The following is a 24048-nucleotide window of genomic DNA, read 5'->3' as shown; positions in this document are numbered from 1 at the left end:
GTACGCTTTCAATTTCTATTTTTGTTTTTATTTATCTATTGAACCCAAAACGCGTTTCATAAAAGCATTCATAGCTTCTTTTTTATCAGTTCCAGTTTGAACCATTTTGTGCACCTCAAGTGCGCCGTACATATTAGAAATCAATTCGCCAATAACATCCAATTCTTCCTCTTTTAAGGATGAAATTTCAGTCATAGCTTCCAGCACTTCGATGGTTTCAATAATATAATCTTGGTCATTTTCTTCAATAAATTGAGTCAAATGTTTTATAACAGGTAGTTTCATATAGCAGTCTTTAAACGATTTCTTGAACTAACTCTATCAAAACTTCTTGTTTGTTGGTTTGTGTTTCGTTCACCAAAATTCCTTTTACAAATGTGGCAAAAGTAGGCAAATTGCTCACGTTAGCTAATTTTCTTGATTCAGGAGAATTTTCGGCATCAACCAATACAAAAGTTATAGCATCGTTTTCGGTAGCTAATTTTTTGAATTTTGGTTTCATAATTCTGCAATTCCCACACCATGAAGCCGAAAATTGTACCACAACTTTTTCATTTGCTGCAACTAGTTCATGCAACGTGTCTTCGTTTAATTCGATTAACATAATTTTTTTTATTTAGAGGCTAATTCAAAAGTCAATTTCAAGATAAAAAATATTGCATTTTTGAATTTACAATTGATTTTTGCTATTGGAATTGTCATTGCCATTGAAATTAACTTTTGAATTTGCTGTTTTTTTTAGTTCAAGCTCAAGTATTCGGCAGTACTTTTTCTGTCAGCGCTCATGGCTTCTTTTCCAGCTTCCCAGTTTGCAGGACAAACTTCACCTTTTTCTTGAATGTGAGTGTAGGCATCAACCATACGCAAATACTCATTTACGTTACGACCCAATGGCATATCGTTTACACTTTCGTGGAAAATTTTACCTGTTTCGTCAATAAGGTATGTTGCTCTAAAAGTCACATTAGAACCTTCAATAATCACTGAATCCGTTTCTTCGCTGTATTCAGTAGAATCGATATCCAAAATATCCAAAATATTGGCAAGATTACGATTTGTATCGGCAAGAATTGGGTACGTTACTCCTTCAATTCCACCATTATTTTTTGGAGTATTTAACCAAGCAAAATGCACTTCATTTGTATCACATGACGCACCAATTACAATGGTATTTCTTTTATCAAATTCAGGTAAAGCAGCTTGAAAAGCATGTAATTCAGTTGGACATACAAAAGTAAAATCTTTTGGATACCAAAACAATAGTACTTTTTTGTTGTTGTTTACCGCTTCTTCAAATACATTTATCTTCAAATTATCACCCATTTCCGAAATGGCGTCTACTGCAATACTTGGGAATTTTTTACCTACTAATGACATAATTTTATAATTTTATTGTTGTTTTAAATTTGATGCAAAAGTAGTTCTTAAAAACAGTTCTTTTAAATAGTTTTTAATTATATTTAATTATCTAATGATAAGTTTTGACTATTAAAAGAGGTGTGTTCTTAAATAATTATATCATGTAAATTTTAATGCTTTAAAAAAATGAAATTCCTATTTTACGGGTTCTTTTATTTCGAATTCCGTTGGGAGTTGTGTTTTGGAAAAAAAGGTATTTTTTGATAAAATTTAGTTGTAGGAATGATTCATACTACTTTTTAAAATAAAAATGGCAATTAGCGTTCCTTTTTTACTATTGCGCAATCAATAGGATTTCAATAAAATATTTCAGAAACAACTATAGTTTTTATCTATTAAAAAGCTAATTAACGATAGATTTATTTAGTAATTTCGTACTCTAGAAATGTAATTAATTATTTAAAATATGGAAAATAACTCAAACCAAAATGGTACATCGTATGATGTAAACAGTCAAAGCAAATGCCCGTTTTCGGGTGGAACAGCATCCAAACAAGGTGCTGGTTCGGGGACTAGAAATCGTGATTGGTGGCCCAATCAATTAAAACTGAATATTTTGCGCCAACATTCATCATTGTCTAATCCCATGGGCGAAGCTTTTAATTATGCAGAGCAATTTAAGTCATTGGATTTGAATGCTTTAAAAAAGGATATTCTGGAACTAATGACCAGTTCGCAAGAGTGGTGGCCAGCTGATTATGGTAGCTATTGCGGCTTGTTTATTCGAATGGCTTGGCACAGCGCTGGCACGTATCGTATTGCTGATGGTAGGGGAGGAGCAGGTTCAGGAACGCAACGTTTTGCCCCTTTAAATAGTTGGCCTGACAATGCGAATCTAGACAAAGCTCGCCTGTTATTGTGGCCAATCAAACAAAAATACGGCAAGAAAATTTCTTGGGCAGATTTAATGATTCTTACTGGAAACTGCGCTTTAGAATCGGCTGGATTTGCGACTTTTGGTTTTGCTGGTGGTCGGGAAGATGTGTGGGAACCACAGGAAGATGTGTATTGGGGTTCCGAAAATATTTGGCTAGACGACAAGCGGTACACAGGCGATAGAGAATTAGAAAATCCGCTTGCAGCAGTTCAAATGGGATTGATTTATGTAAATCCCGAAGGGCCTAACGGAAATCCAGATCCACTATTATCCGCTATTGATATTCGAGAAACTTTTGCCCGTATGGCTATGAATGACGAAGAAACGGTTGCGCTTATTGCTGGCGGTCACACACTAGGAAAAACCCATGGTGCTGCAGACCCAAATCAATATGTAGGGCCAGAACCCGCAGCTGCAAGTATCGAGAATCAAAGTCAAGGTTGGAAAAATAGTTTGGGTAACGGTAATGCAGGTGACACGATAACTAGCGGACTCGAAGGTGCCTGGACGACTACGCCAACGAAATGGAGTCACAATTATTTCGAAAACTTATTTGGTTTTGAATGGGAATTAACCAAAAGTCCTGCTGGAGCACACCAATGGAAACCCAAAGATAATGCGGGTTCTGGAACTGTTCCTGATGCACATGATGCCTCAAAAAGTCACCAACCTTTTATGTTAACTACCGACTTGGCTTTGCGATTTGATCCCGTTTACGAGAAAATATCCAGACATTTTCTAGAAAATCCTGCTGAATTCAATGATGCTTTTGCTAGAGCGTGGTTCAAATTAACACACCGTGATATGGGCCCTAAATCCCGTTATTTAGGAGCCGAAGTTCCTGTCGAAGAATTAATTTGGCAAGATCCAATTCCAAAGGTGGCGCACGAACTAATTACTGACGAAGATAGCGCATCGCTTAAAACAAAAATTCTAGAATCAGGACTATCAGTATCGGAATTGGTTGCCACAGCTTGGTCATCGGCAGCTACTTTTCGAGGTTCGGATAAACGAGGTGGTGCCAATGGTGCTCGCATTCGATTAGCGCCACAAAAAGATTGGAAAGTGAATAACCCCGCACAATTAGCCAAAGTTTTAGGAACTCTAGAAGGCATTCAGGCGAGTTTTAATAGTGCGCATTTTGGCGGCAAGCAAGTTTCTATTGCGGATTTAATTGTTCTGGGAGGTAATGCAGGAATCGAGTCAGCGGCTAGGACTGCTGGTCATGCTATAAAAGTTCCTTTCAGCCCAGGAAGAGCCGATGCTTCGCAAGAACAAACAGATGTTGATTCGTTTGCTGTGCTTGAACCTCAAGCAGATGGTTTTCGTAATTATGTAAAAACAAAATACACGGTATCGGCAGAGGAAATGTTGCTCGATAAAGCACAATTATTGACATTAACGGCTCCCGAAATGACAGCACTTGTAGGTGGAATGCGTGTTTTAAACACCAATTTTGATCAGTCACAAACAGGGGTTTTTACCAAATGTACCGAGACACTTACGAACGATTTCTTTGTTAACTTATTGGATTTGAATACCACTTGGAAAGCCGTTTCAGAGTCGGATGATGCTTTTGTAGGAACGGATCGTGCTACTGGTGCTATTAAATGGGTGGGTACGCGTGTGGATCTTATTTTTGGTTCTAACTCGGAATTAAGAGCTATCGCCGAAGTATATGGTTGTCAAGATGGTCAAGAAAAATTCATAAAAGACTTTGTTGCTGCTTGGAGCAAAGTAATGCACTTGGATCGTTTTGATTTGGTGTAACTGGAACTATTATAATTGTATAAAAAGGTAATTTGGTCAAACAAATTACCTTTTTTTATTGGTTATAAGTAAGTCGAAAGTTTTAATGTCGTAAAGTCAAAAGAAGCAATAGTATTAATACTAGTTCAAAATCAATATGTTAACTAGCTTATAGCAATTAGCTGTTCGCCATTAGCCTTAAAGTCAATGTTTTAAACTTTAAAAATATAGTATTAAATTATTTCAAGTACTTACTCCATTTTGTCTAATTTTTAAAACACGTCATAATACAATCGATGATTGTTATTTAGTTACAAATGAAATCCAACATTCTCTAAAGTCCTTCGATTTCAACTGGTAATGTTCCTTTGCATGCTCCATTTTCAAGTAATTGCTGTGCGGCACTTTCTTGAAATTCATCAAAATCCTGATAGACTTGTATAATTCCTTTGGCTTGATTCAGCTTTGGGAGCACTTGCAACGCATACGGATTCCCAAAAAGGTATACGATACATTTTTTGGTTTCAAACCATTTCTTCAAAATTTCTAAAACAGCATCTTCTATTTCAAAATTATGAAAAGGTTTGGCTTTGGGTACAAACAAGGCAATTAGCAATGTATCGTAAAGCTTCATTTTTTCTAAAAAACCATCGTCTATTTCAGCCCCTTTTTCGATACCAAATTCAGGAGCAGGAAGTATTTTTAGTACTTTAAAAAAAGCATTATCGGCGTTTTTATAAAGAGAAATTTTTGCTAATGTATTGTTTTTTTGCCCTTCAAAAATAAGTTGGGTATTCGAATTGTCTTTGATTTTGGTAAGGCTATTTTGAGCAATTTCCCGATTCAAATTTGACGTTTTGGCCCCGTCAAAACCACCCGAAAAAGTGACTTTTGTATCTAAAATACCTGCTTTTTCTTTGCATTTCATAATGCGATGTAGGCTTTCTTCGATGCGTTGTGGCGTGGCGTTTTTTAGTATTTCTTGTATGCCTTCTGGGACATTTTCAGCAAAACACAAAACATCATTTCCAGCATTAAACGCCTCCCATTCTAATTTCCCTTTTTGGGTATACAATTTAGACACGCTGTGCATATTCAAGGCATCCGAAATCACTAATCCATCATAACCCAATTGCTTGCGCAAAAGCGTTTCGATTATATTCTTGGATAAAGTTGCCGATGTATCTTTGCCATCATTCAATGCTGGAACCGCCAAGTGACCAATCATAATGGAATCGACATTGTTTTGAATTCCTTTTATAAAGGGAACCAATTCGTTTTCGAGTAATTCCGCTAAAGTTTCGTTCAAAATAGGCAATCCAAGGTGCGAATCTACATTCGTATTCCCATGTCCAGGAAAGTGCTTGAGGCAACCTAAAACTCCAACAGAGTTCATACCACGCAAATATTCTATAGCATAATCCGCCACTTTATCTTTGTTTTGACCAAAGGAACGGTACCCAATTACGGGATTATTAGGATTATTATTGATATCCGCTAGAGGTGCAAGATTGTAGTGAATTCCCGCGGCTTTGAGGTCCAAACCTATTTGCTTTCCTACCTCGTAAACCAAGCTTTTATGACTTTCGGGCAAGGCACCTAGGGTAATGGCATAGGGATATTGTGGTGTTTTTTCGATCCGCATGGCCAATCCCCATTCCGCATCAATACTCATTAGTAGGGGAGTGGTAGCGCAGTTTTGATACCTGATAATTAACTTTTTTAGGCGGTCAAAACTGTCGTCGTTATATTCAATTTTTTTATTGTTTTCATAATTCGTTGCTGCACTGGCACGACTGTGAAAAAAAGTCAATCCGCCTATGTTGTATTCCCTAATTAAGCGTTCGGTAGCTTGGATATTTTCTTCGGTGTCGTTAATGAAAACGGCTGGAAAAAAGAATTGTCCTATTTTATGTTCTAAAGTTTGAGGAGTCATTATGATACAGTTTTTTTCATACAAACACTATTCTCCATGTTTTCATAAGGAGGGTAATTTGGGGTAATAGTGTAGCCTAATTTTTGATACAATGCAATGGCTTCAGGTTGATTTTTTCCAGTTTCTAAAATGGTTTGTGTGTAGTTTAAATCCGCTGCCCAACGTTCTAATTCATTCAAAATCTGGGATGCAATACCCTGTTTGCGATAATCAGGATGTACAAACATTCGTTTAATTTCAACACATTCAGGGCTGTATTCTCTAAAAGCACCGCAACCCGCAGCCGTTTCATTTTCATACCCAACAATTACATGCTTGATAGCATTGGTTTTATTGAATTGATTGTAAAAATCGTGATCTTCGCCATCTCTAATTTTTAAATCTTGGTCTAATAAAACGATTAAATTTATAAAATCAATAGCGTCAGAAGTTGTTTTTTTTAAAGTTATCATAGGTTTTAATTGCTTTTTGGATGTTTTGCCACGAATGTAAAGAAAGAGGTTGCACTTTGACAACAAGTGGCACGCTGTTTTGACTACCAATTGCACCAATTTGCACCAATTAAAAAAGAGTTAGATAGATTGTATTGATTTTAAAATGCATTAAATTTATCTCCCAAATAGTGTTTCAAATTGTATTTCTTGGTGGTGTCAAGCGCACGTTCCAAGCAAATGAACTTTTGTCCAGTATTCACTTTGAAATAGTCAACCGTCTCGGGTTCTATACTCACATCAAGACAAATCAAAGTTTCCTTGTCGCCATCCGTTGCAAGTAAAATTTCGTTTTTGGTAAATTGTTCTTGAGCCGTTGTAGTATAATTAAGCGTAAAATTATTTTTCAATAAAATCTCTGTTAATAGTTCTTCTTTATTAAAGGCATTGACCAATTGTGCTTCTTTGTCTCGAATGTATTTTTTTAATAATTCTATGTTTCCTTGCTCTGATAATTCAGGGTCAGGCGCAAATTCAACTCTTGGAAAATTTGATTTTTGAAGTTTGAAAACTTTGAAACCAAGATTGGTTTTTGGTTGATAGTTGCTAGTTGATGGTTCAGCAACGGAATCAAAAGATAATTCCCCCTCTTTCTTTTTGTTTTTCTCGGCTAGTTCGTTTTCTATTTTAGCAACTACACGCTTGTTACGCTCTATTGTAATATCACTTATTTTCTTGAATCCTGCTTTGTAGGCTTCACTCTTTTCGTCTGTAGCTTCGGGGATTTGGACTAATATAAACTTACGGTTGCCACCATCTTCTTTGTTCAATTCCATTACAGCTTGACCTGTTGTGCCGGAACCTCCGAAGAAATCTAATATTAAAGCATTTTTATCATTTATACTAGAATAAAAATATTTGACTAGAGTAGTTGGTTTTGGAAAACTAAATATTTTATTTCCAAAAAAATCAACCATCTCTTTATTCCCATTTTCACTCATTCCAATGTTTACGGGTAATATTGTTGAAACAGCTTTGATTGCATCTTCACTACCATATTTTTTTAAAGCCTTTTCTTTATCTTCACTTTCAAAAACTCTATAAGATGGAATATTCGTATTTAAAAATTTATAATCATCTGGAAATACTATTTTGCCTTTATCATAATAATCTTGAAAAGTATCTTTAGTTACAGACCAAACTCTTTGACGATTAAATTTATAAATCTTATTTGTTTTTGGATCTACTAAATCAAATGCTGAATTTGGTCTCTCTTCTGCACTAGTTTGTTTTGTTAAATCGGATAATCTCCAACGGTCATTTGGGTAATCGTCGGTTTGATGATATTTTCTTTCAATACTTAACCCGGCATTAAATTCAGATTTAGCATAAGAAATTATCCATTCATAATCTTGAGATACTCCGAACGGAACATCACTTTTTGCTGTTCTTTTCTTCCAAGGAAAAAGGCTGACAAAATTCTCCTCTCCAAAAACTTCATCGCATAATTTGCGTAAATGATGTACTTCGTTATCATCAATAGAGATAAAAATCACGCCATCTTCTTTTAGTAACTGTCTTGCAATTAGCAATCGACTGTACATCATATTAAGCCAGTTGGAGTGATAGCGCCCATCGGTTTCGGCATTGGTATCAATTTTTACTCCATTTTCAAGCACTTCGGCATCTTCCCAGTAGCCTTTTTTGTCTTGGGTAAAATTGTCGCTATACACAAAGTCTTTCCCTGTGTTGTAGGGCGGGTCTATATAGATACATTTTATTTTTTCACGGTAACTGCCACTCAATAGTTTCAGCACTTCGAGATTTTCTCCTTCAATAATTATATTTTCGCTGACCGTTGGGTTTATGCTTCTATGCTCGTCATAAACCAATGTAGCATTACTTGGCGTAAAAGCATTGCGCTTGGCTTGGCTTTTGCCAAACCAACGAAATTCATAGCGTTCCGTTTCTTGTATGCCAGCGTAATTGAATATTTTTACAATTTCTTGAATGTTTGGCATTTGCTCATTGGTAAACAAGTCTGGATACAACTTTTTTAAGGTTTGCAAACGTTCTTCGTTCCAGTCGTGGCTTAATGGCATATAGTCGTTGATGGTTTCCATTTATTTGAGTTTGTTTAAAGAATTGCTAGTCAGCAATGATTTCATTTGGGTAATTGCAATTTCATTTAATTTTAGTAATCTTTCTGGTTGAATACTACCTTGTTGAATAAGCATGGCGTTTATACTTTCGAGATTAGACAAAACCACCAATTGTTCTATTGTGGCTATATCTCTAATATTCCCTTTCTCACTTGGATTTTCAGTACGCCATTCTTTGGCAGTTTTCCCAAATAAGGCGACATTCAAAATATCGGCTTCATCTGCATAAATAAAATTCTTCTGTTTTGTAGTTAAACTTATTGGAATTAGATTTTCTTTTATAGCATCGGTATGTATTCTATAATTTACTTTGGCAAGTGTACGATGAAAATTCCATTGCAGATTTAGTCTGTCATTTTCATCTTCTTTTAATCTTTGGTATTCTTTGATTAATAATAATTGAAATTTTGGACTGATCCACATTCCAAAATGGAAGGCAATGTCTTTATGGGCATAAGTGCCACCATATCGTCCTGCTTTTGCAGTTATGCCTATAGCACCCGTACTTTCTATCCATTGTTTGACAGATAAAACAAAGTTATTACTTCCTGCGGTATTTTTAATTATACCGAATTCGGTATAATTAAAAATAGGATTGTATAATGCTTCCCACTCTCCAAGATATTCAATGGTACTTTTTAAACTTAACCACTTAATAATAATAGCTTCTTGCATTTGACTTTTTGCCATATCAGTTAAAGAAATAAAATCATCCTTATGATTAGATATAATTGTTATTTCTTTTCCCTCAATGTTAATTTTTTTATTTTTTGCCATACTGTTTTAATATTACAAATTAAACATTCCAACCCGCCTCCATTTTCAACTGGTGACAATTTGTTACCGTTTCATTTCCTTCTGCAACTAAACGCTCTTTTAACTTATTCCAATATTTTCTTGCTCTTTGATAATCTACTTGATTGGTCAAAACCAACACTACATCTACAATAGAGAAATACCATTTTTCTTCTTCATCGTTCCAAACAGAACGAACTTGTTTTGATTCGAATAGTTTTATACTCGTCTCTTTTTCCATAACTATTATATTTTTTAGATGTCCGAGAATATCGGACATCTTATCTTTTTTTATCTGTAATTATCACTTTCCTGATGTCAGGAAAGTGATAATCAATTACATTATTGTGTTTATAATTTTATCCGCTTCGGTTTTAAAATAAGTAAATTCTTTGACTGGAGCTTTATAATGCACCTCTAATCCAAGCTTTTCAAAGTGTTTCATAGCGCATCGTATTTTATAAATCTCACTTTCGGTTAAGGCGCTTTTGTCGTTGATGTCATTTGTTCCTTTTGTTTCTATTACAAAATAGAATTCCTTTTCATTCCCGTTTTTTAAGTTTTTACGTTTCATTACCAGTCCAAAATCAGGCTCATAATTTCCTATTGGCGTACTTATTTTATACCAACTAGGCAGTTTAAGGAAACAAACCACTTCGGCAGCTGCATCTGCTCCTAATGAAAAATTGCGCTCAACATCGCTATCAATTATCATTTTGTCAAAAACACCTTTATTTGGGGTTTCAACAAAACGAGTAGCTGGCATATTCTTTACAAAATCATCAAAATCAAAAGGGTAACTTTCCCCCGTTAAATTATAATCCAACCCACGAATCATTTTATCTAATTCTACATTGCGAATTATTGTTGAAGCTTCGTGAATAAAACGAGGTGGATTTTTTACCATTTCATTTAAGTTGGTTAATCTCGTTACAATACTGAACAGCGTGGTATAACTCAAGCCCGTATTCTCGCTCAACTCTTCAATCAAATCCAAAGGAGTAAAATAGGACTTTTGTTTTACTTTGTCAGTTCCTCCAAAAGTATCGGTTCTTCCTTCTTCGGTAATACTATGAATTAAATGACTTGATGCTTCAATTACAAAATCTGGAATTGTTATTTTGGAAATAAATTCACTAGCCGATGTAATTAAATTTTCTTCATCAAAAGCGATGGTATATTCTGTTTTCTTTGCTAATGCTGTCCAATATTCTCTAAAAGCTTTGTCCATTTCTGCTGAACTATTTCTTTTAAATTTAACAGCGTCCATTGCATCACCTTTGTGTGTATGGGTCATTCCTGCACCTGCATTTGTTGTACCATAAACCGATTTGATTTCTTCTTGGTACTGGGTTACAAAGGTTTCGTAAGTTTCATTAGGAATAACCGTAAGTTGATTGATACGTTCATTATCATCAACATCCAAAGCATCATAAATTCTTTGTCCTTCTTGATTGACACAAATACGCAATCCACGCCCAATTTCTTGACGTTTTTTAATTTCGGAATACGAATTGTTTAATGTGGCAATATTAAAAACATTGGGATTATCCCAACCAACACCAAGAGCAGAATGAGAAAATACAAATTGAACTGGATTAGATAGCGTCAATAATTCCTCTTTCCCTTTTAGAATTAATTCATAAATTTTACTTTGTTCTTTAACGCCTCCTTCGTTGTCGGCAAATTCTCCACTTGCTTTTTGTGCAAAATAATAGCCTTGAATGCTTTGAATATGTTCACTTGATGGAACTTTACCTTGATTATACTCGGAATAAATAGCTTTATATTTTTCTACAAATAGATTTTTTATAATTGGATTTTCTCCCATATAATTTGAAACTCGGTCAATAAAAATAAGAGACAAACATTTAATCCCTTTCGATTCTAATTTTTGAGATTTTGTAAAATGTCTGTGAATCAACCATTCTATTTGCAAAGCCCAAATATTGGCTAACCCCCCTGAAATTTGTTTTTCCAGTATTTCAGTACCATTTGAAAACGTTACTGTTGTCAAACCCGTTTTTAAACTCTTATTTATATTTGAAATCGTGTAGTTCAAATAACTTGGGTTGTTTGTTTTGTCTCCTAAATTATCATTTTGATTGAGCCAGCCAGTTACTTTAAAATCAATTTTATTGGTCGATTTATTCAAATGCCACGCTTTCAATTTCACTTTTGGGTCTCCTTTACCAAATTGAATCTCCGACAACTCAATTTTAAGTGTTGCTTCATCATTCTTTTCAGTAACCGTCAGGACTTCTATTTTCTTTACCAAACCCTCTTTATAACTGTCATAAGGCGTTAATCTGTACAACAAGTTTTTCATCACTTTGTGCGTTGCAGAATACCTAATTTTATATAATGGATTCAGTTTTGCAATTTGTTTTATAGAATTATCGGTATCCATTCCTTCCTGTGGCTCATCCATTATGATAATTGGATTACATTGGCCAATTGCATCTATAAAAGGAACATTATTGAATAAATCTTCTCTTTGTGCTTGATTCAGTATTTTGTCTTCGGAATTAAAAGAAGCCAAAGTCATAATCATCACTTGTGGATGTTGGTCTTCAATAAATTGAGTAACCTTTTGAAGTTTTTTACTGTCATATTCAAAAGCATTAGGTTTGAACCCATAAATACTTTCCAGTTGGGTATTGAATGATTTGAATGTACCAATGATATTTTGCCTGATGGCAACCGATGGAACTAAAATTATAAACTTAGTAAAGCCATGATGTTTGAATAGCTCATAAATGGTCTTAACGTAAACCAGTGTTTTTCCTGTTCCCGTTTCCATCTCAACACAAATATCTTTATCATTTGAAAGGTTGGCTACTTCCTCCGATATTCCGTTTTCTAAAAGAATGTTTTTAATATTACTTTCAACTTCATCCAAAGAAAGTGTATTGATATTAGAACGAATACCCTCTTTACAAGAGTTATCGAATGTATTTTTCTCCGTCCCTTCAAAAATTTTCACAACAGATTTAACGGCGTCTTCTTGGTATTTTAGATTTTCAAGTTTTAAAATCATCTTTTTTGTACTGATTTAGATAATATTAATTAGTTTTTTTTCCAAAATCAGTCGGAAAAATCAAAAATCGAGATAAAATTAATCCTGGAATAGTGGCTAGAAATACCCAAATAAAGAAATTTCCGTACCCCAAATAGTCTTGAATATACCCGCTTAACATACCTGGAAGCATCATTCCTAATGCCATAAATCCTGTTGCAATGGCGTAATGAGAGGTTTTGGACTCCCCATCAGCAACATAAATTAAGTACATCATAAAGGCGGCAAAACCAAAACCGTAGCCAAATTGTTCCGCAATAACAACCACATAAACATAATGAACCGATGCAGGATGAAAATGCGAGAGCAAAATAAACCCAATAATAGGCAAGTGCATGGCGAGAAACATAGGCAACATCCATTTGCCAAGTCCGTGTCTTGAAATCGCTATACCACCTAAAACACCTCCAATTACGAGTGCTGCCACGCCAAATGTCCCGTAAATAATACCCACATCCTCGGTGGCTAATCCCATGCCACCTTTGGATTTTTCGTCAATCAAAAACGGAGTTAGCATTTTTAATAATTGAGATTCGCCCAATCTAAAAAGCAAAATAAAAGCCAATACAACACCGATTTGTTTTTTCTCAAAAAAGGTTTTAAACACCACGCCAAAGCTTTTTTTGTCCTCGGTATCGGGAGTTGCTATTGGTTCCTCGACTTTGGGAGTAGTAAAAAAATTATAAACCGTTAACACTACCATTAGCAACGCAACAACAATCATGGTATACGACCACGCTTTGCTTTTATCCCCATATTTTTGTTCCAAGAAACCGCCTAGAATTACAATTAAGCCATTGGCAGTAAGCATCGAAAGTCTGTAAAATGTACTTCTAATGCCTAGGAAAAAGGATTGCTCTTCTTTGGCCAAAGCCAACATATAAAAGCCATCACTAGCCACATCATTCGAGGCAGACGCAAAGGCCGCAACCCAAAATAAAGCCAAACTTATCATGAAAAAATGACTCATAGGAATGGTCAAACCCACAATTAAAAATAAAATGGCAATGACCAATTGCATCGTCAAAAACCATTTCCTTTTGGTGGCATATAAATCAATAAACGGACTCCAAAGCGGTTTGATAACCCATGGCAAATACAATAAACTAGTATAAACACCTATGGATTCATTGTCGATTCCAAGGCTTTTGTACATAATCACCGAAACCGAAATGATAATAGCATACGGAAATCCGGAGGCAAAGTTCAAAAAAGGAATCCAGAACCAAGGTTTAGTGTCAGTTTTCATAGTTGTAAAAGGGTTTTAATGTTATTTTTTAGGCAAATCAACGGTGGCTTCTTTACTTTCATTGCCATAATAATCAATAAAAGTAAGGGCAAATGCTTTTGTTTTTTCTAATTTAGATAAGGGAATACTAATGTTGATGGCATCGCTTTTTTGAGTGACAGTAATTTTATCAATAATCTGACTTGGATTATTCAAGTCTAATTTCGAATCGTTTTTGGCACCATACACCACTATATAGCGCACTTTGGTGTTCAAGGGAAATGACAAACTAAAAAAACAATTTACCGAGTCAATTCCAATGGCATTTACCATAGGAATATCAACCACAATGTGCATTGAACTGGGAACAGGATAGGGAAGTGCGGGATATTTGTACTGTTTTTCTTGTAACAATTGCGTAACATCTTGATTGGTATTTACAAACCCTTTGGCACTAAAAAAAGCATTTCCTTGCACATTTTTGTAGGTTCTGGTCAAGTCAATTTGGTTTGGAATTTCCATTGGATTATCCCATTTTTTATCCGAATCTGTTTTGATTTTGTACGTGCTATTGCCAATATAAAGGTTGGTGGTTGTAGTATTTTCGGACCACCATTTCAGCAATTTTGCATACGAAGCTTTGGGATGTTCAATGCTCCAATACAATTGTGGCAGGATGTAATCGATGTATCTTCCGTCCATCCAAGCCAATGGATCCGCATATAAATCATCATAATTGGTTTGTCCGGCTTCGGTATCAGAACCTTTTGGATCAACAGATTTATTGCGCCAAACGCCAAACGGACTAATCCCAAATTGTACCCAAGGTTTTATATTTTTTATACTAGAATAAATAGTTTTCACAAAGGAATTCACGTTAGAACGACGCCAATCCGCTAACGAAAGCCCATTTCCATATTTTTTGAAAGAAACGGAGTCGTTAAATTCCTTTCCTTTTACGCGATAGGGATAAAAATAATCGTCAAAATGTATGGCGTCAATGTCATAATTTTGAACAATTTCTTCGACAACTTTAGTCAAATGACTTTGAACTTCGGGCAAACCGGGATTGTAATAGTATTTTTCTTTGCCAACTTCCCCGTATTTAATAATCCAATTGCGATGTTTAAAAAAATCGTGGTTGGGGCTTAAAGTTTCAATTTTAGTATCGAAAGTGGCTCTATAAGGATTTAACCAAGCGTGAAATTCAAAACCTCGGTTGTGGGCTTCGGTAATCATCCATCCTAAAAAGTCAAAATTATCTTTTGGTGCTTGCCCTTCTTTTCCAGTTAAATAACGAGACCAAGGCGCCAATTCCGAGGGATAAAACGCATCACCAACACTCCTAATTTGAACAATTACGGCATTATAATTTAGTTTTTTATAGGCATTCAAAATTTCTAAATAATCGGCTTTTTGTTTGGCAATGGAGTCGGTTCCTTTTTTAGGCCAATCAATATTGACTACTGTAGCAATCCAAACGGCACGAAATTCGTTTTTGGGATAAATCTCTTTTTTTTGTGAAAAGCCATTTCCAATTGCCAATAAAAGGCAGGTCAACGTATAGAAAAGGGATTTTTTTGTACTCATTAGGCAGGTATTTATAAAGAATTCAAAAATAGTTTTTTTTAGGGTAGGGACTGGAAAATTTATTCAATAAATTAGGTTTGGTTAATTGTGAACCAAAATAGTGCCAATTGTTTTGCGTTTTCTTTCCTGATTTGCTAAAAATGAAAGGCTAAATTTTATATTTGTGGTTTATTACTAAACTTGAGTCCAAAAACAATCAATACCGCTCCATGGTCACCCAAATCCAGTTAGAACAACTCGCACAAACATTAGAAGGAACGCTTTTATTCGATGCGCTACATAAAACACTATATGCCACAGACGCATCGGCTTACCGATTGGTACCACTAGCGGTAGCCGTACCCAAAACCGAGGAAGATATAAAAAAAATAATGCGTTTTGCTACCCAAAACAAGCTGTCAATTACCCCTAGAACTGCGGGAACCTCTCTAGCGGGACAAACCGTAGGCGAGGGAATTATTGTAGATGTGTCTAAACATTTTACCCAAATCATTGCTTTTGATCCCCTAAAAAAAACAGTTACCGTACAGCCAGGAGTGATTCGGGATGAGCTTAATTTATTCCTGAAACCCCACGGATTGTTTTTTGGCCCCAATACATCCACCTCAAATAGGTGCATGATTGGTGGGATGGTAGGAAATAATTCTTCAGGGACAACGTCTATTCGATATGGGGTTACACGAGATAAAATTGTCGAAATAAAAGCCGTTTTAAGTGACAGTTCCTCGGTGGTTTTTAATGATATGACCTCTTTGGAATTTATCCAAAAAACTAAAGGCGAATCGCTAGAAAATTCGATTTACAAAACCCTGTACGAGGAACTTTCGAATGTTGAGAACCAAAAAGAAATCACCAGTCAATTTCCAAAACCCGAAATTCACAGACGCAATACCGGTTATGCGATTGATATTTTATTGCAATCCGATTTGTTTTCAGGAAATGAGCCTACTATAAACCTAGGCAAACTCCTTTGCGGAAGCGAAGGAACACTGGCCTTTACTACTGAAATTACCTTAAAAGTAGATGATTTGCCACCTACGAATAACATTATGGTCGTGGCACATTTTGATACCATTCAAGAGAGTTTAGAGTCGGTACTTATTGCCATGAAACACCATCTCTATACCTGTGAAATGATGGATGATACGATTTTGGATTGTACCAAAAACAATCGGGAACAGGCTAAAAACAGACATTTTATACAAGGAAATCCAAAAGCAATTATGCTATTTGAAGTAGCTGCAGCGACCAAAGAGGAAGCCGAAAACCAAGCCAATGCTTTAGTAGATGATTTACAAAAAAATAATTTTGGCTATGCCCTGATCAAACTTTACGATGGGGATATTGATAGGATTATCGAACTTCGAAAAGCGGGGCTTGGACTTCTAGGAAGTATTGTTGGCGATGATAAAGCCGCCGATTCTATTGAAGATACCGCTGTTGAATTGCGGGATTTACCTAATTATATTGCCGAATTTTCGGCTATGATGAAAAAACATGGGCAAGACGCCATTTATTATGCGCATGCGGGTGCTGGCGAAATTCACTTGCGCCCCGTTTTGAATTTGAAAACCAAAGAAGGTGTTTACCAGTTTAGAAACATCGCTACCGAAGTCGCCCTATTGGTCAAAAAATACCGTGGTTCCTTAAGTGGCGAGCATGGCGACGGCATTGTGCGTGGGGAGTTTTTGCCTTTTATGATTGGTGATAAAAATTACGAATTATTAAAACGGGTCAAAAAAGCCTTCGATCCCAACACGATTCTTAACGTGGGCAAAATCGTAAATGCCTATAAAATGGACGAAAACCTTCGGTTTGAATCAGGTAGAGTAGAACCCAATATCCAAACTATTCAGGATTTCTCGGATAGTATGGGGATTTTGCGTGCTGCCGAAAAATGCAATGGTTCTGGTGATTGCCGTAAATTGCCATCGGCAGGAGGAACACTTTGCCCGAGTTATCGCGCTACCAAAAACGAAAAAGATACCACGCGAGCCAGAGCCAATGCGCTCCGAGAATACCTCACGCATTCCGAAAAAGAGAATAAATTCAATCATAAAGAACTCTACGATGTTTTTGAATTGTGTGTGAGTTGCAAAGCCTGCGCCAGCGAATGCCCAAGTAATGTAGATGTTGCGGCTTTGAAAGCGGAGTTTTTATACCAATACCAAAAAGCAAATGGATTTTCGTTCCGAAATAAAATGTTTGCTTACAACAACAAAATCAATCAATTAGGAAGTCTACTTCCAAGGGTGACCAATGCTGTTTCCAACCTCTCGTTAGTTAAAAAAAGTATGGGAATTGCTCCCAAACGAGAAGTGCCTTTTTTGGCAAAAACTACCTTTAGAAAATGGTATAAGGAAGAGTTCAAGCGCCAAAAGCCAAGAACCAAGAGCCAGAATGGCAAACTGTATTTGTTTTGTGATGAGTTTACCAATTATTACGATGTTGAAGTAGGAATTGATGCGTATGAATTGCTCACGCATTTGGGGTACGAAGTTATTGTTATCGATCATGAAGAAAGTGCTAGAGCTTTTATTTCTAAAGGGTTTCTGGATCAAGCACAGGCCATTGCCAATAAAAATGTAGCGGTATTTAAAGATTTAATTTCCGAGAATTGTCCGCTTGTGGGCATTGAACCTTCGGCAATTTTAACATTCAGAGACGAATACCTGCGCTTGGCAAAAGACAAAGAGGCGGCTGCAAAAGTCGCTAAATATGCCGTTACGATGGAAGAATTTTTTAAAAATGAGATTGATAAAGGTGCTATTCATCAAGATCAGTTTTCGGATGTGGTCAAAACCATTAAAATTCACGGACATTGCCACCAGAAATCGTTGAGTAGCGTAGAAGCGACTTTTGCGATGTTAAATGTACCCAAAAACGCTTCAGTTACGATTTACAATTCGGGTTGTTGTGGTATGGCAGGCTCTTTTGGATACGAAAAAGAGCATTATGACATTAGCATGCAAATGGGTGAGGATACGTTGTTTCCTAAAATTAGAAATACCAATTTGAATACCGAAATCGCTGCCGCAGGAACCAGTTGTCGCCACCAGATTTTTGACGGTACCAATAGGAAAGCCCTACATCCAGTAACTATATTGAGAAGTTGCTTGAAATAAGAGCTTTTGAGGAATTAAAGGGGCTTTTTTTAGTTCAAAAGTGGCATCTAACATTTGGTATTTGTTAAAAATAATTTTAGTTTTAAAAATACCGTTATTTCAAGGGGTATTTTTATTTATATTTGGATTTCCTTATGATAAAAAAATAGATAATTCAATTTTATTCTTAATTTAAAAAAAAATGTTGCCAAATCTGTAAAAATTAAAATTCTTTTATATATTTGGATTTTAATAATATTTGCATAAATTGAGATGTAATTTTGAAAAATTTACAGGATTATAATTTTTAACGATAAAATTTACAACATGGCTTTAAAAGGGTTATTCAGAAAAAAAACAGTCCAAGACATATTAAAACAAGTTGAAAAAAACAATCTTGACGGTCACAATGCGCTAGGAAAACATTTGACAGCTAGAGATTTAACCGCTTTTGGTATTGCTGCTATTGTGGGGGCAGGAATTTTTAGCACGATAGGCAAAGCCAGTGCCGATGGTGGGCCAGCAGTAATTTTTTTGTTTCTTTTTACAGCAGTAGCCTGTAGTTTTGCCGCATTTGCGTATGCTGAATTCGCTTCGATGGTACCTGTTTCTGGGAGTGCTTACACGTATTCCTATGTTGCTTTTGGCGAAATAATCGCTTGGATTATTGGTTGGGCATTGATTATGGAATATGCCGTAGGAAATATTACCGTCGCCATATCCTGGAGTGATTATTTTACGGGCTTATTAGATAGTGGTGGTATTCATTTGCCGCAATGGGTTCAAATGGATTATTTGTCGGCCTCCAATGGTTTTAAGGATGCTACAGCATTGATGCAAGGTGGAAAATCTTTTGGCAATTTATCTCTTGCCATGCAAGATGCGTATACCGCTTGGACAACTTCGCCAGTTATAGGTTCCTTTCATTTGGTTGCGGATCTTCCTGCTTTGTTGATTATTGTATTGATTACTGCTTTGGTTTATCGTGGCATGAAAGAGTCTCGAAATGCTAGTAATATGATGGTTGCCGTTAAATTGTGTATCGTACTTTTGGTTATTGCAGTTGGTGTTTTTTATGTAGATACAGCGAATTGGCATCCATTTGCACCCAATGGCGTTGGTGGTGTTTTAAAAGGAGTTTCGGCGGTTTTCTTTGCCTACATTGGTTTCGATGCTATTTCTACAACTGCCGAAGAGTGTAAAGATCCGCAACGTGATTTGCCTAGAGGAATGATGTGGGCGATTATTATTTGTACCATTTTGTACATAGCCATTGCATTAGTTTTGACAGGAATGGTGAGTTATAATGAATTAAATGTGGGAGATCCATTGGCATTTGTATTTGAAAAATTAGATTTAAAATGGATGTCAGGAATCATTGCGGTGAGTGCTGTTGTAGCTATGGCGAGTGTATTGTTAGTTTTCCAGATGGGACAACCTCGTATTTGGATGAGTATGAGTCGTGATGGATTGTTACCCAAAAAGTTTTCTACCGTGCATCCAAAATTCAAAACACCTTCCTATGCTACCGTTGTAACTGGATTTGTTGTCGCCGTTCCCGCTTTATTTTTAAACTTAACTATGGTGACTGATTTGTGTAGTATAGGGACTTTGTTTGCTTTTGTACTGGTTTGTGCTGGAGTTTTGGCTTTGCAAAATAGAACCGATATTCCTCGTGGTAAATTCAAAACGCCGTATGTGAATTCTAAATTTATATTGCCTGTTTTGATTGGTATCGGATTGGTTTTTGCTTTTGGGTACAACAAGAAAGCGACAATGGATTTTATAACCAATGAAACTCAAATCAACAATTCAGCGGATATTATTACATCTTTGAACAAAGAGGAAACCCAAAAAGTGTATGATTATTTAGTAAGTATTGATACCAAAAAAAGCACCTTGGCCACATTAGACACCGAGCATTTATTGAGTCAATATCAAGGCGATGAAGCAGCTTACGCCAAAGTGGTTGCTGCTTTGCCTATTTCGGATGCAGTAAAATACGAAAAGGGTTTTGATTTGTTCAAACACAAAATACCCATGTGGATTTTTCTACTCGTTTTGGTTGGATTGATGGTTTGGTCATTCAAAGCCAACTTGTCCTTGATTCCGCTTTTGGGTTTAATTTGTTGCTTGTATATGATGGCTGAATTGAGCGTTTGGAACTGGATTTATTTTACCATTTGGCTCTTGATAGGATTGACAATCTACTTTGGTTTTAGCCGAAAAAACAGTAAACTCAATTTGAAAGAAGCCTAAAAAAAACAGAATTTATTGATAAAGCGTCCTAAACAAATGGGTTTAGGACGTTTTTTTTTGTTTAACAATAGTTGTATGTAAGTCGAAAGTTTTAATGTCGTAAAGTCAAAAGAAGTACTATTGTCAATAATTTTTCAAAATCAATCGATTACTCTATTTTGTCTAATTTTTAAAACACCTCATTATACGATGATTGTTAGCTATTTGAAAGATTTTACTTCTATTTAAAAAAGGTTTTAAACGAATCTATAGCAGTCCTAGAACCACAAAAAAAAGGTGTTCAAAACCATTTTTAAACAAAAAAAAAAGACAATCTAACGAATTAGATTGCCTTTTTTCGGGGTTTTGAATTAGTAATTTTGAGTTTCTTATTTTTTGATAACTTGTTTGAAAATGGTTTTACGATCTTGAGTTATCATTTTTAAAATATAAGTTCCAGCGGGCAAATCACCCATTTCTATTTGCTGATTTTGAATGCTTTGAAACGAAACTAAACTTCCTTTTGTATCGAATATTCCAGCCTCGGTTACTACCGCATCAGATTGGATGTTTACGGTACCATAAGTGGGATTTGGATAGACTAAAAATAGGTCTTTCTTGATTTGGTTGTTGTTTATGGCAAGGACAACTTTGTAGGTGTCATCAAACCATTTATCAGCAGTTATTCCCTCTAAATTTGGGCTTTGTGTATTTCCCGCTGCGTTTCTAAATATTACATTTACAGAGGTTATTCCCGTAAAAGTGTAGGAATACCAACCATCTAGAAGTGGTGTCATCGCTATTGATTGCTCCCAAGTAATGCTTGGAATGCTTCCAGTTGGAGTTGCTGCCCAGTAATAAATTTTTGGAATTCCCCAAGCTACATTTGGTTTGAAATACACTGTTATTGGAGAAATAGTGCCGCCAATAGTATATTTTTGAGTCGCAGTACTTTGATTGCCATCTTTGTCAATTGCCAAAATGGTGAAGGTTGTAGACGCAGTTATGTTTATTGTTTTTGTCGAAATAAAAGTAGCCGAGGCTGTTGTAGGTGTACTACCATCAGTCGTGTAATATACTTTGGGACTTGGATCAGTAGAATCGGTTGCTGTGATTTTTACGTCTAATGGTGTAGCTGAATAATTGGTTGCAGGATCAAAAACAATTTTGGGAGCCACATCTAAATTTTTTCCTACCCAAACGTGTTGGATTTTAGATTTGGTTATATTTCCTTTTTTGTCGGTTACTTCTACATAGTAATCAAGTAATTTTTCGGATATACCGGCAATTTCAGCATAATACTGGTTGGCAATAACGTCTGGCAACATATATAAATCGGCTTGAGTGCTGCTGGTTATGTTTCCTTTTGGAAAAATTCTTTCGTTCATTGGTAACGTAATCCAACTTCCTACCTCGCTACCACCAGCATAAATTTCGTTATGGTTAGATGTTTGACTGTTTTTACCATCAGCATCAATGCGGTACTTTAATTCCGATTTCTCTACGCCACTAACATCGTAAGCAAAAGTATAAACGGTAAAGTCAGCTGAATTCAAGACTTCTTTATAGGAATAGGGAGCACCATATCCTTTTTCGCCAGGATTGTAAGGCCAGCGTTGCGGAATAAATACGGATGGTTTGGTGTTGTCCACGCCAGGATGTGCGTCTAATGTAGGTTTCGAGAATTGAACGGCTCTATTTACAGCAAGTGTTGTTTTTATTTCTAAATCTTCGGCTAAACCGTAGTAGGCGTTTCCGCTATCATAGCCCGCCATCAGGAAGTGCCACGCTTTTTCGGCAGGACTCACAGCAGCGGTAGGATTTACGATTTCGCTCATGCGTAAATTACTTCCTTCGAGTTGTTCAGCCATGATTACGTGGTTCTCGCCTGCGGTGGTAATGGCTTGGTTCATCATGTCTTCCGTCCAGCCATTTGGATTGAATTTTTTACTTGTTGCGTCGTAAAATGGCCACAACCAGTTGGTAAATTGGGGGTGTCCAAAATCACCATCGGCATTGACCCAAGCACCATCTTCTACGTGAACGACCTCGGAGTCTGGTACGGGATGGTCTTTTAGATATTGAGGAATTGTAGTGGGAATTACCCCTTTTGCGGCAGCGGCATGCGAAAAACCTTTAACCGATTCATCATAATAGGACGAGCCACCGCCCCAAGCATTGTCGCCATCGTGGGCAAATAAAACTAAAGGAGGGCGAGGCGCAGTTGGTGCTCCAGCAACGATGGGATCAATTAAAGAAGTTCCAATTGCAGCATATCCGTCCTCATAACTTTCGTAATCCGCCATAGGAACTACGGTGATTTTGTATTCTTGTGCCGTTTCAGGGTCAATGTATTTTGATTTGTACGGCAAATAGCTGTAAGGAACGGCAAATTGTCCTCCACGAGCATCTTTTTGAGCCGAAAACCAAGTATTTCCTTTTGTTGCAACTTGATCCGCTTTGTTAGGATAATCACACATAGAGCCGCCAGAACCAGCCTTAATAGGATAATCAGCAAGTGTTCTCGATAAATGACTGTTGGCTATCACGGACCATTCAATGCCGCATTCCGTTAATGTTTTGATGATCCTTTCGGAAAAAGCACATTCAGCAGGCCAATATCCTTTGGAGTCATGAGAACCAAATAGTTGTGCAGAGTAAAATTGGTGTGCCAAAATTTCTTTCTTTAACGCTTCGTCACTCAACAAAGGGGAAAGTGCGTGGTGCATGGTAAAGGAAACAACTTCCATACGCGAAAAACCGCCTGAAGTTTTCCAGCCTTTGGCCGTTTTGATATTCTGAATCCAAGTAGGACTATAACCCCATTGATTGGATTGCGCCAGTTCGTTTACATTTTCCATCAAAGAGCCGCCGTAAGTAATTTGTGCGCCAGCTTCGGGTAAATCTTTGATAGAGTTAATGGCATTTTTGGGTGCAAATTGGTACGCAGCCACACGGTCGCCTGCACTAAAAATTTCCTGAAGGTTATTAGTAGGATGCGCCAAGCCGTTTTTATCATTATTAGCCCCAGATGTTTTTAAATCTTGGGATTCTTTAACAATTTGATAGCGATTTGGATTTTTTTTACTCACATCACCCCAATATGTTGGTTGATGCAAATGCCACAAATAGGTGGTATGAACTTGTGCTTGAGCACCAAAAAGTGTTGCAAAAAGGGCAACAACTTGTATCGCTTTTTTAATCATAAATTTAGATATTAGGGTTGATTTGGGGTATTTATTTGATAAAATTATAAAAATTAACATGTAAATTATCAAATTCTTTTTTTTGATAGAAACTATTACGTTTTCGTGTTTATAACTTTCTTGTTACAACTTTAAAAGCATTGTATTGTCATCTTTTTATTAAATAATTATTGTTTTTAGATTGCTGCTTTTTTAAGATGCAGTACATTTTGTTCCTTATGGGTATTTGATTCT

15 protein-coding genes are annotated in these 24048 nt (G+C 36.2%); 3 read left to right on the top strand and 12 right to left on the bottom strand.

Features of this window, described 5'->3' with window-relative positions:
• Positions 1 to 27 precede the first annotated feature (27 nt).
• The 3 genes from FNW21_RS01510 to FNW21_RS01500 form a co-directional block, all read right to left on the bottom strand.
• The gene (locus FNW21_RS01510; protein ID WP_144254961.1) at positions 28 to 285 is read right to left on the bottom strand and encodes a DUF6952 family protein; all 258 of its coding nucleotides are present in this window, start codon (positions 283 to 285) and stop codon (positions 28 to 30) included.
• Between the two features lie 10 nt (positions 286 to 295).
• Positions 296 to 604, bottom strand: a complete 309-nt coding sequence (locus FNW21_RS01505; protein WP_144254960.1) for a thioredoxin family protein — start codon at positions 602 to 604, stop codon at positions 296 to 298.
• A gap of 134 nt (positions 605 to 738) precedes the next feature.
• Positions 739 to 1377 (bottom strand): peroxiredoxin, encoded by a 639-nt coding sequence (locus FNW21_RS01500; RefSeq protein WP_144254959.1) that lies wholly within the window; start codon positions 1375 to 1377, stop codon positions 739 to 741.
• A 448-nt stretch (positions 1378 to 1825) separates the two neighbouring features.
• Here FNW21_RS01500 and katG point away from each other — a divergent pair, with 448 nt between their 5' ends.
• On the top strand, positions 1826 to 4066 hold the full coding sequence (katG, locus tag FNW21_RS01495; protein ID WP_144254958.1) for a catalase/peroxidase HPI: 2241 nt from the start codon (positions 1826 to 1828) through the stop codon (positions 4064 to 4066).
• 313 nt (positions 4067 to 4379) lie between these two features.
• On the opposite strand, the gene FNW21_RS01490 is transcribed toward katG, so the two are convergent.
• From FNW21_RS01490 to FNW21_RS01455, 8 genes are all read right to left on the bottom strand, one after another.
• A complete protein-coding gene (locus FNW21_RS01490; protein WP_235889570.1) occupies positions 4380 to 5981 on the bottom strand; it encodes a glycoside hydrolase family 3 protein in 1602 nt (533 codons plus the stop codon).
• Positions 5981 to 6433, bottom strand: coding sequence for a GNAT family N-acetyltransferase (locus FNW21_RS01485; RefSeq protein WP_144254957.1), 453 nt, complete (start codon positions 6431 to 6433; stop codon positions 5981 to 5983). Before FNW21_RS01485 ends, FNW21_RS01490 begins: the two co-directional genes overlap by 1 nt.
• 140 nt (positions 6434 to 6573) lie before the next feature.
• Positions 6574 to 8535 (bottom strand): site-specific DNA-methyltransferase, encoded by a 1962-nt coding sequence (locus tag FNW21_RS01480; protein WP_144254956.1) that lies wholly within the window; start codon positions 8533 to 8535, stop codon positions 6574 to 6576.
• The gene (locus FNW21_RS01475; RefSeq protein ID WP_144254955.1) at positions 8536 to 9351 is read right to left on the bottom strand and encodes a KilA-N domain-containing protein; all 816 of its coding nucleotides are present in this window, start codon (positions 9349 to 9351) and stop codon (positions 8536 to 8538) included. It abuts the gene before it with no gap.
• A 19-nt stretch (positions 9352 to 9370) separates the two neighbouring features.
• The gene (locus tag FNW21_RS01470; RefSeq protein WP_221932034.1) at positions 9371 to 9649 is read right to left on the bottom strand and encodes a BRO-N domain-containing protein; all 279 of its coding nucleotides are present in this window, start codon (positions 9647 to 9649) and stop codon (positions 9371 to 9373) included.
• A gap of 57 nt (positions 9650 to 9706) precedes the next feature.
• The gene (locus tag FNW21_RS01465; RefSeq protein WP_144254954.1) at positions 9707 to 12409 is read right to left on the bottom strand and encodes a restriction endonuclease; all 2703 of its coding nucleotides are present in this window, start codon (positions 12407 to 12409) and stop codon (positions 9707 to 9709) included.
• Positions 12410 to 12434: 25 nt separating this feature from the next.
• Positions 12435 to 13697, bottom strand: a complete 1263-nt coding sequence (locus tag FNW21_RS01460) for an MFS transporter (protein ID WP_144254953.1) — start codon at positions 13695 to 13697, stop codon at positions 12435 to 12437.
• Between the two features lie 21 nt (positions 13698 to 13718).
• The gene (locus tag FNW21_RS01455) at positions 13719 to 15266 is read right to left on the bottom strand and encodes a glycoside hydrolase family 10 protein (RefSeq protein ID WP_144254952.1); all 1548 of its coding nucleotides are present in this window, start codon (positions 15264 to 15266) and stop codon (positions 13719 to 13721) included.
• A gap of 209 nt (positions 15267 to 15475) precedes the next feature.
• Between FNW21_RS01455 and FNW21_RS01450 the strand changes: the two genes are divergently transcribed.
• Together FNW21_RS01450 and FNW21_RS01445 are read left to right on the top strand one after the other, a co-directional pair.
• Positions 15476 to 18391 carry an FAD-binding and (Fe-S)-binding domain-containing protein gene (locus FNW21_RS01450; RefSeq protein ID WP_144255093.1) on the top strand — a complete coding sequence of 972 codons (2916 nt, stop codon included), beginning with the start codon at positions 15476 to 15478 and terminating at the stop codon, positions 18389 to 18391.
• Positions 18392 to 18697: 306 nt separating this feature from the next.
• Positions 18698 to 20629 (top strand): amino acid permease, encoded by a 1932-nt coding sequence (locus FNW21_RS01445; protein WP_144254951.1) that lies wholly within the window; start codon positions 18698 to 18700, stop codon positions 20627 to 20629.
• A 368-nt stretch (positions 20630 to 20997) separates the two neighbouring features.
• Here the strand turns inward: FNW21_RS01445 and FNW21_RS01440 are convergent, their stop codons facing one another.
• Entirely contained in the window at positions 20998 to 23814 is a 2817-nt protein-coding gene (locus tag FNW21_RS01440; RefSeq protein WP_185963857.1) for a starch-binding protein, read from the bottom strand.
• Between the last annotated feature and the right edge of the window lie 234 nt (positions 23815 to 24048).

The sequence above is a fragment of the Flavobacterium restrictum genome, assembly GCF_007097245.1.
GTDB lineage: Bacteria > Bacteroidota > Bacteroidia > Flavobacteriales > Flavobacteriaceae > Flavobacterium > Flavobacterium restrictum.
The sequence above is the reverse complement of the archived record's forward strand: the minus strand, read 5'-3'. Positions and strand labels throughout refer to the sequence as shown.

What these genes read in the sequence shown, in the direction of transcription:
- katG (WP_144254958.1), top strand. Translation starts at nt 1,826, where the DNA reads ATGGAAAATAACTCAAACCAAAATGGTACATCGTATGATGTAAACAGT.
- FNW21_RS01485 (WP_144254957.1), bottom strand. Translation starts at nt 6,433, where the DNA reads ATGATAACTTTAAAAAAAACAACTTCTGACGCTATTGATTTTATAAAT.
- FNW21_RS01450 (WP_144255093.1), top strand. Translation starts at nt 15,476, where the DNA reads ATGGTCACCCAAATCCAGTTAGAACAACTCGCACAAACATTAGAAGGA.
- FNW21_RS01445 (WP_144254951.1), top strand. Translation starts at nt 18,698, where the DNA reads ATGGCTTTAAAAGGGTTATTCAGAAAAAAAACAGTCCAAGACATATTA.
- FNW21_RS01510 (WP_144254961.1), bottom strand. Translation starts at nt 285, where the DNA reads ATGAAACTACCTGTTATAAAACATTTGACTCAATTTATTGAAGAAAAT.
- FNW21_RS01480 (WP_144254956.1), bottom strand. Translation starts at nt 8,535, where the DNA reads ATGGAAACCATCAACGACTATATGCCATTAAGCCACGACTGGAACGAA.
- FNW21_RS01465 (WP_144254954.1), bottom strand. Translation starts at nt 12,409, where the DNA reads ATGATTTTAAAACTTGAAAATCTAAAATACCAAGAAGACGCCGTTAAA.
- FNW21_RS01455 (WP_144254952.1), bottom strand. Translation starts at nt 15,266, where the DNA reads ATGAGTACAAAAAAATCCCTTTTCTATACGTTGACCTGCCTTTTATTG.
- FNW21_RS01470 (WP_221932034.1), bottom strand. Translation starts at nt 9,649, where the DNA reads ATGTCCGATATTCTCGGACATCTAAAAAATATAATAGTTATGGAAAAA.
- FNW21_RS01440 (WP_185963857.1), bottom strand. Translation starts at nt 23,814, where the DNA reads ATGATTAAAAAAGCGATACAAGTTGTTGCCCTTTTTGCAACACTTTTT.
- FNW21_RS01460 (WP_144254953.1), bottom strand. Translation starts at nt 13,697, where the DNA reads ATGAAAACTGACACTAAACCTTGGTTCTGGATTCCTTTTTTGAACTTT.
- FNW21_RS01505 (WP_144254960.1), bottom strand. Translation starts at nt 604, where the DNA reads ATGTTAATCGAATTAAACGAAGACACGTTGCATGAACTAGTTGCAGCA.
- FNW21_RS01475 (WP_144254955.1), bottom strand. Translation starts at nt 9,351, where the DNA reads ATGGCAAAAAATAAAAAAATTAACATTGAGGGAAAAGAAATAACAATT.
- FNW21_RS01490 (WP_235889570.1), bottom strand. Translation starts at nt 5,981, where the DNA reads ATGACTCCTCAAACTTTAGAACATAAAATAGGACAATTCTTTTTTCCA.
- FNW21_RS01500 (WP_144254959.1), bottom strand. Translation starts at nt 1,377, where the DNA reads ATGTCATTAGTAGGTAAAAAATTCCCAAGTATTGCAGTAGACGCCATT.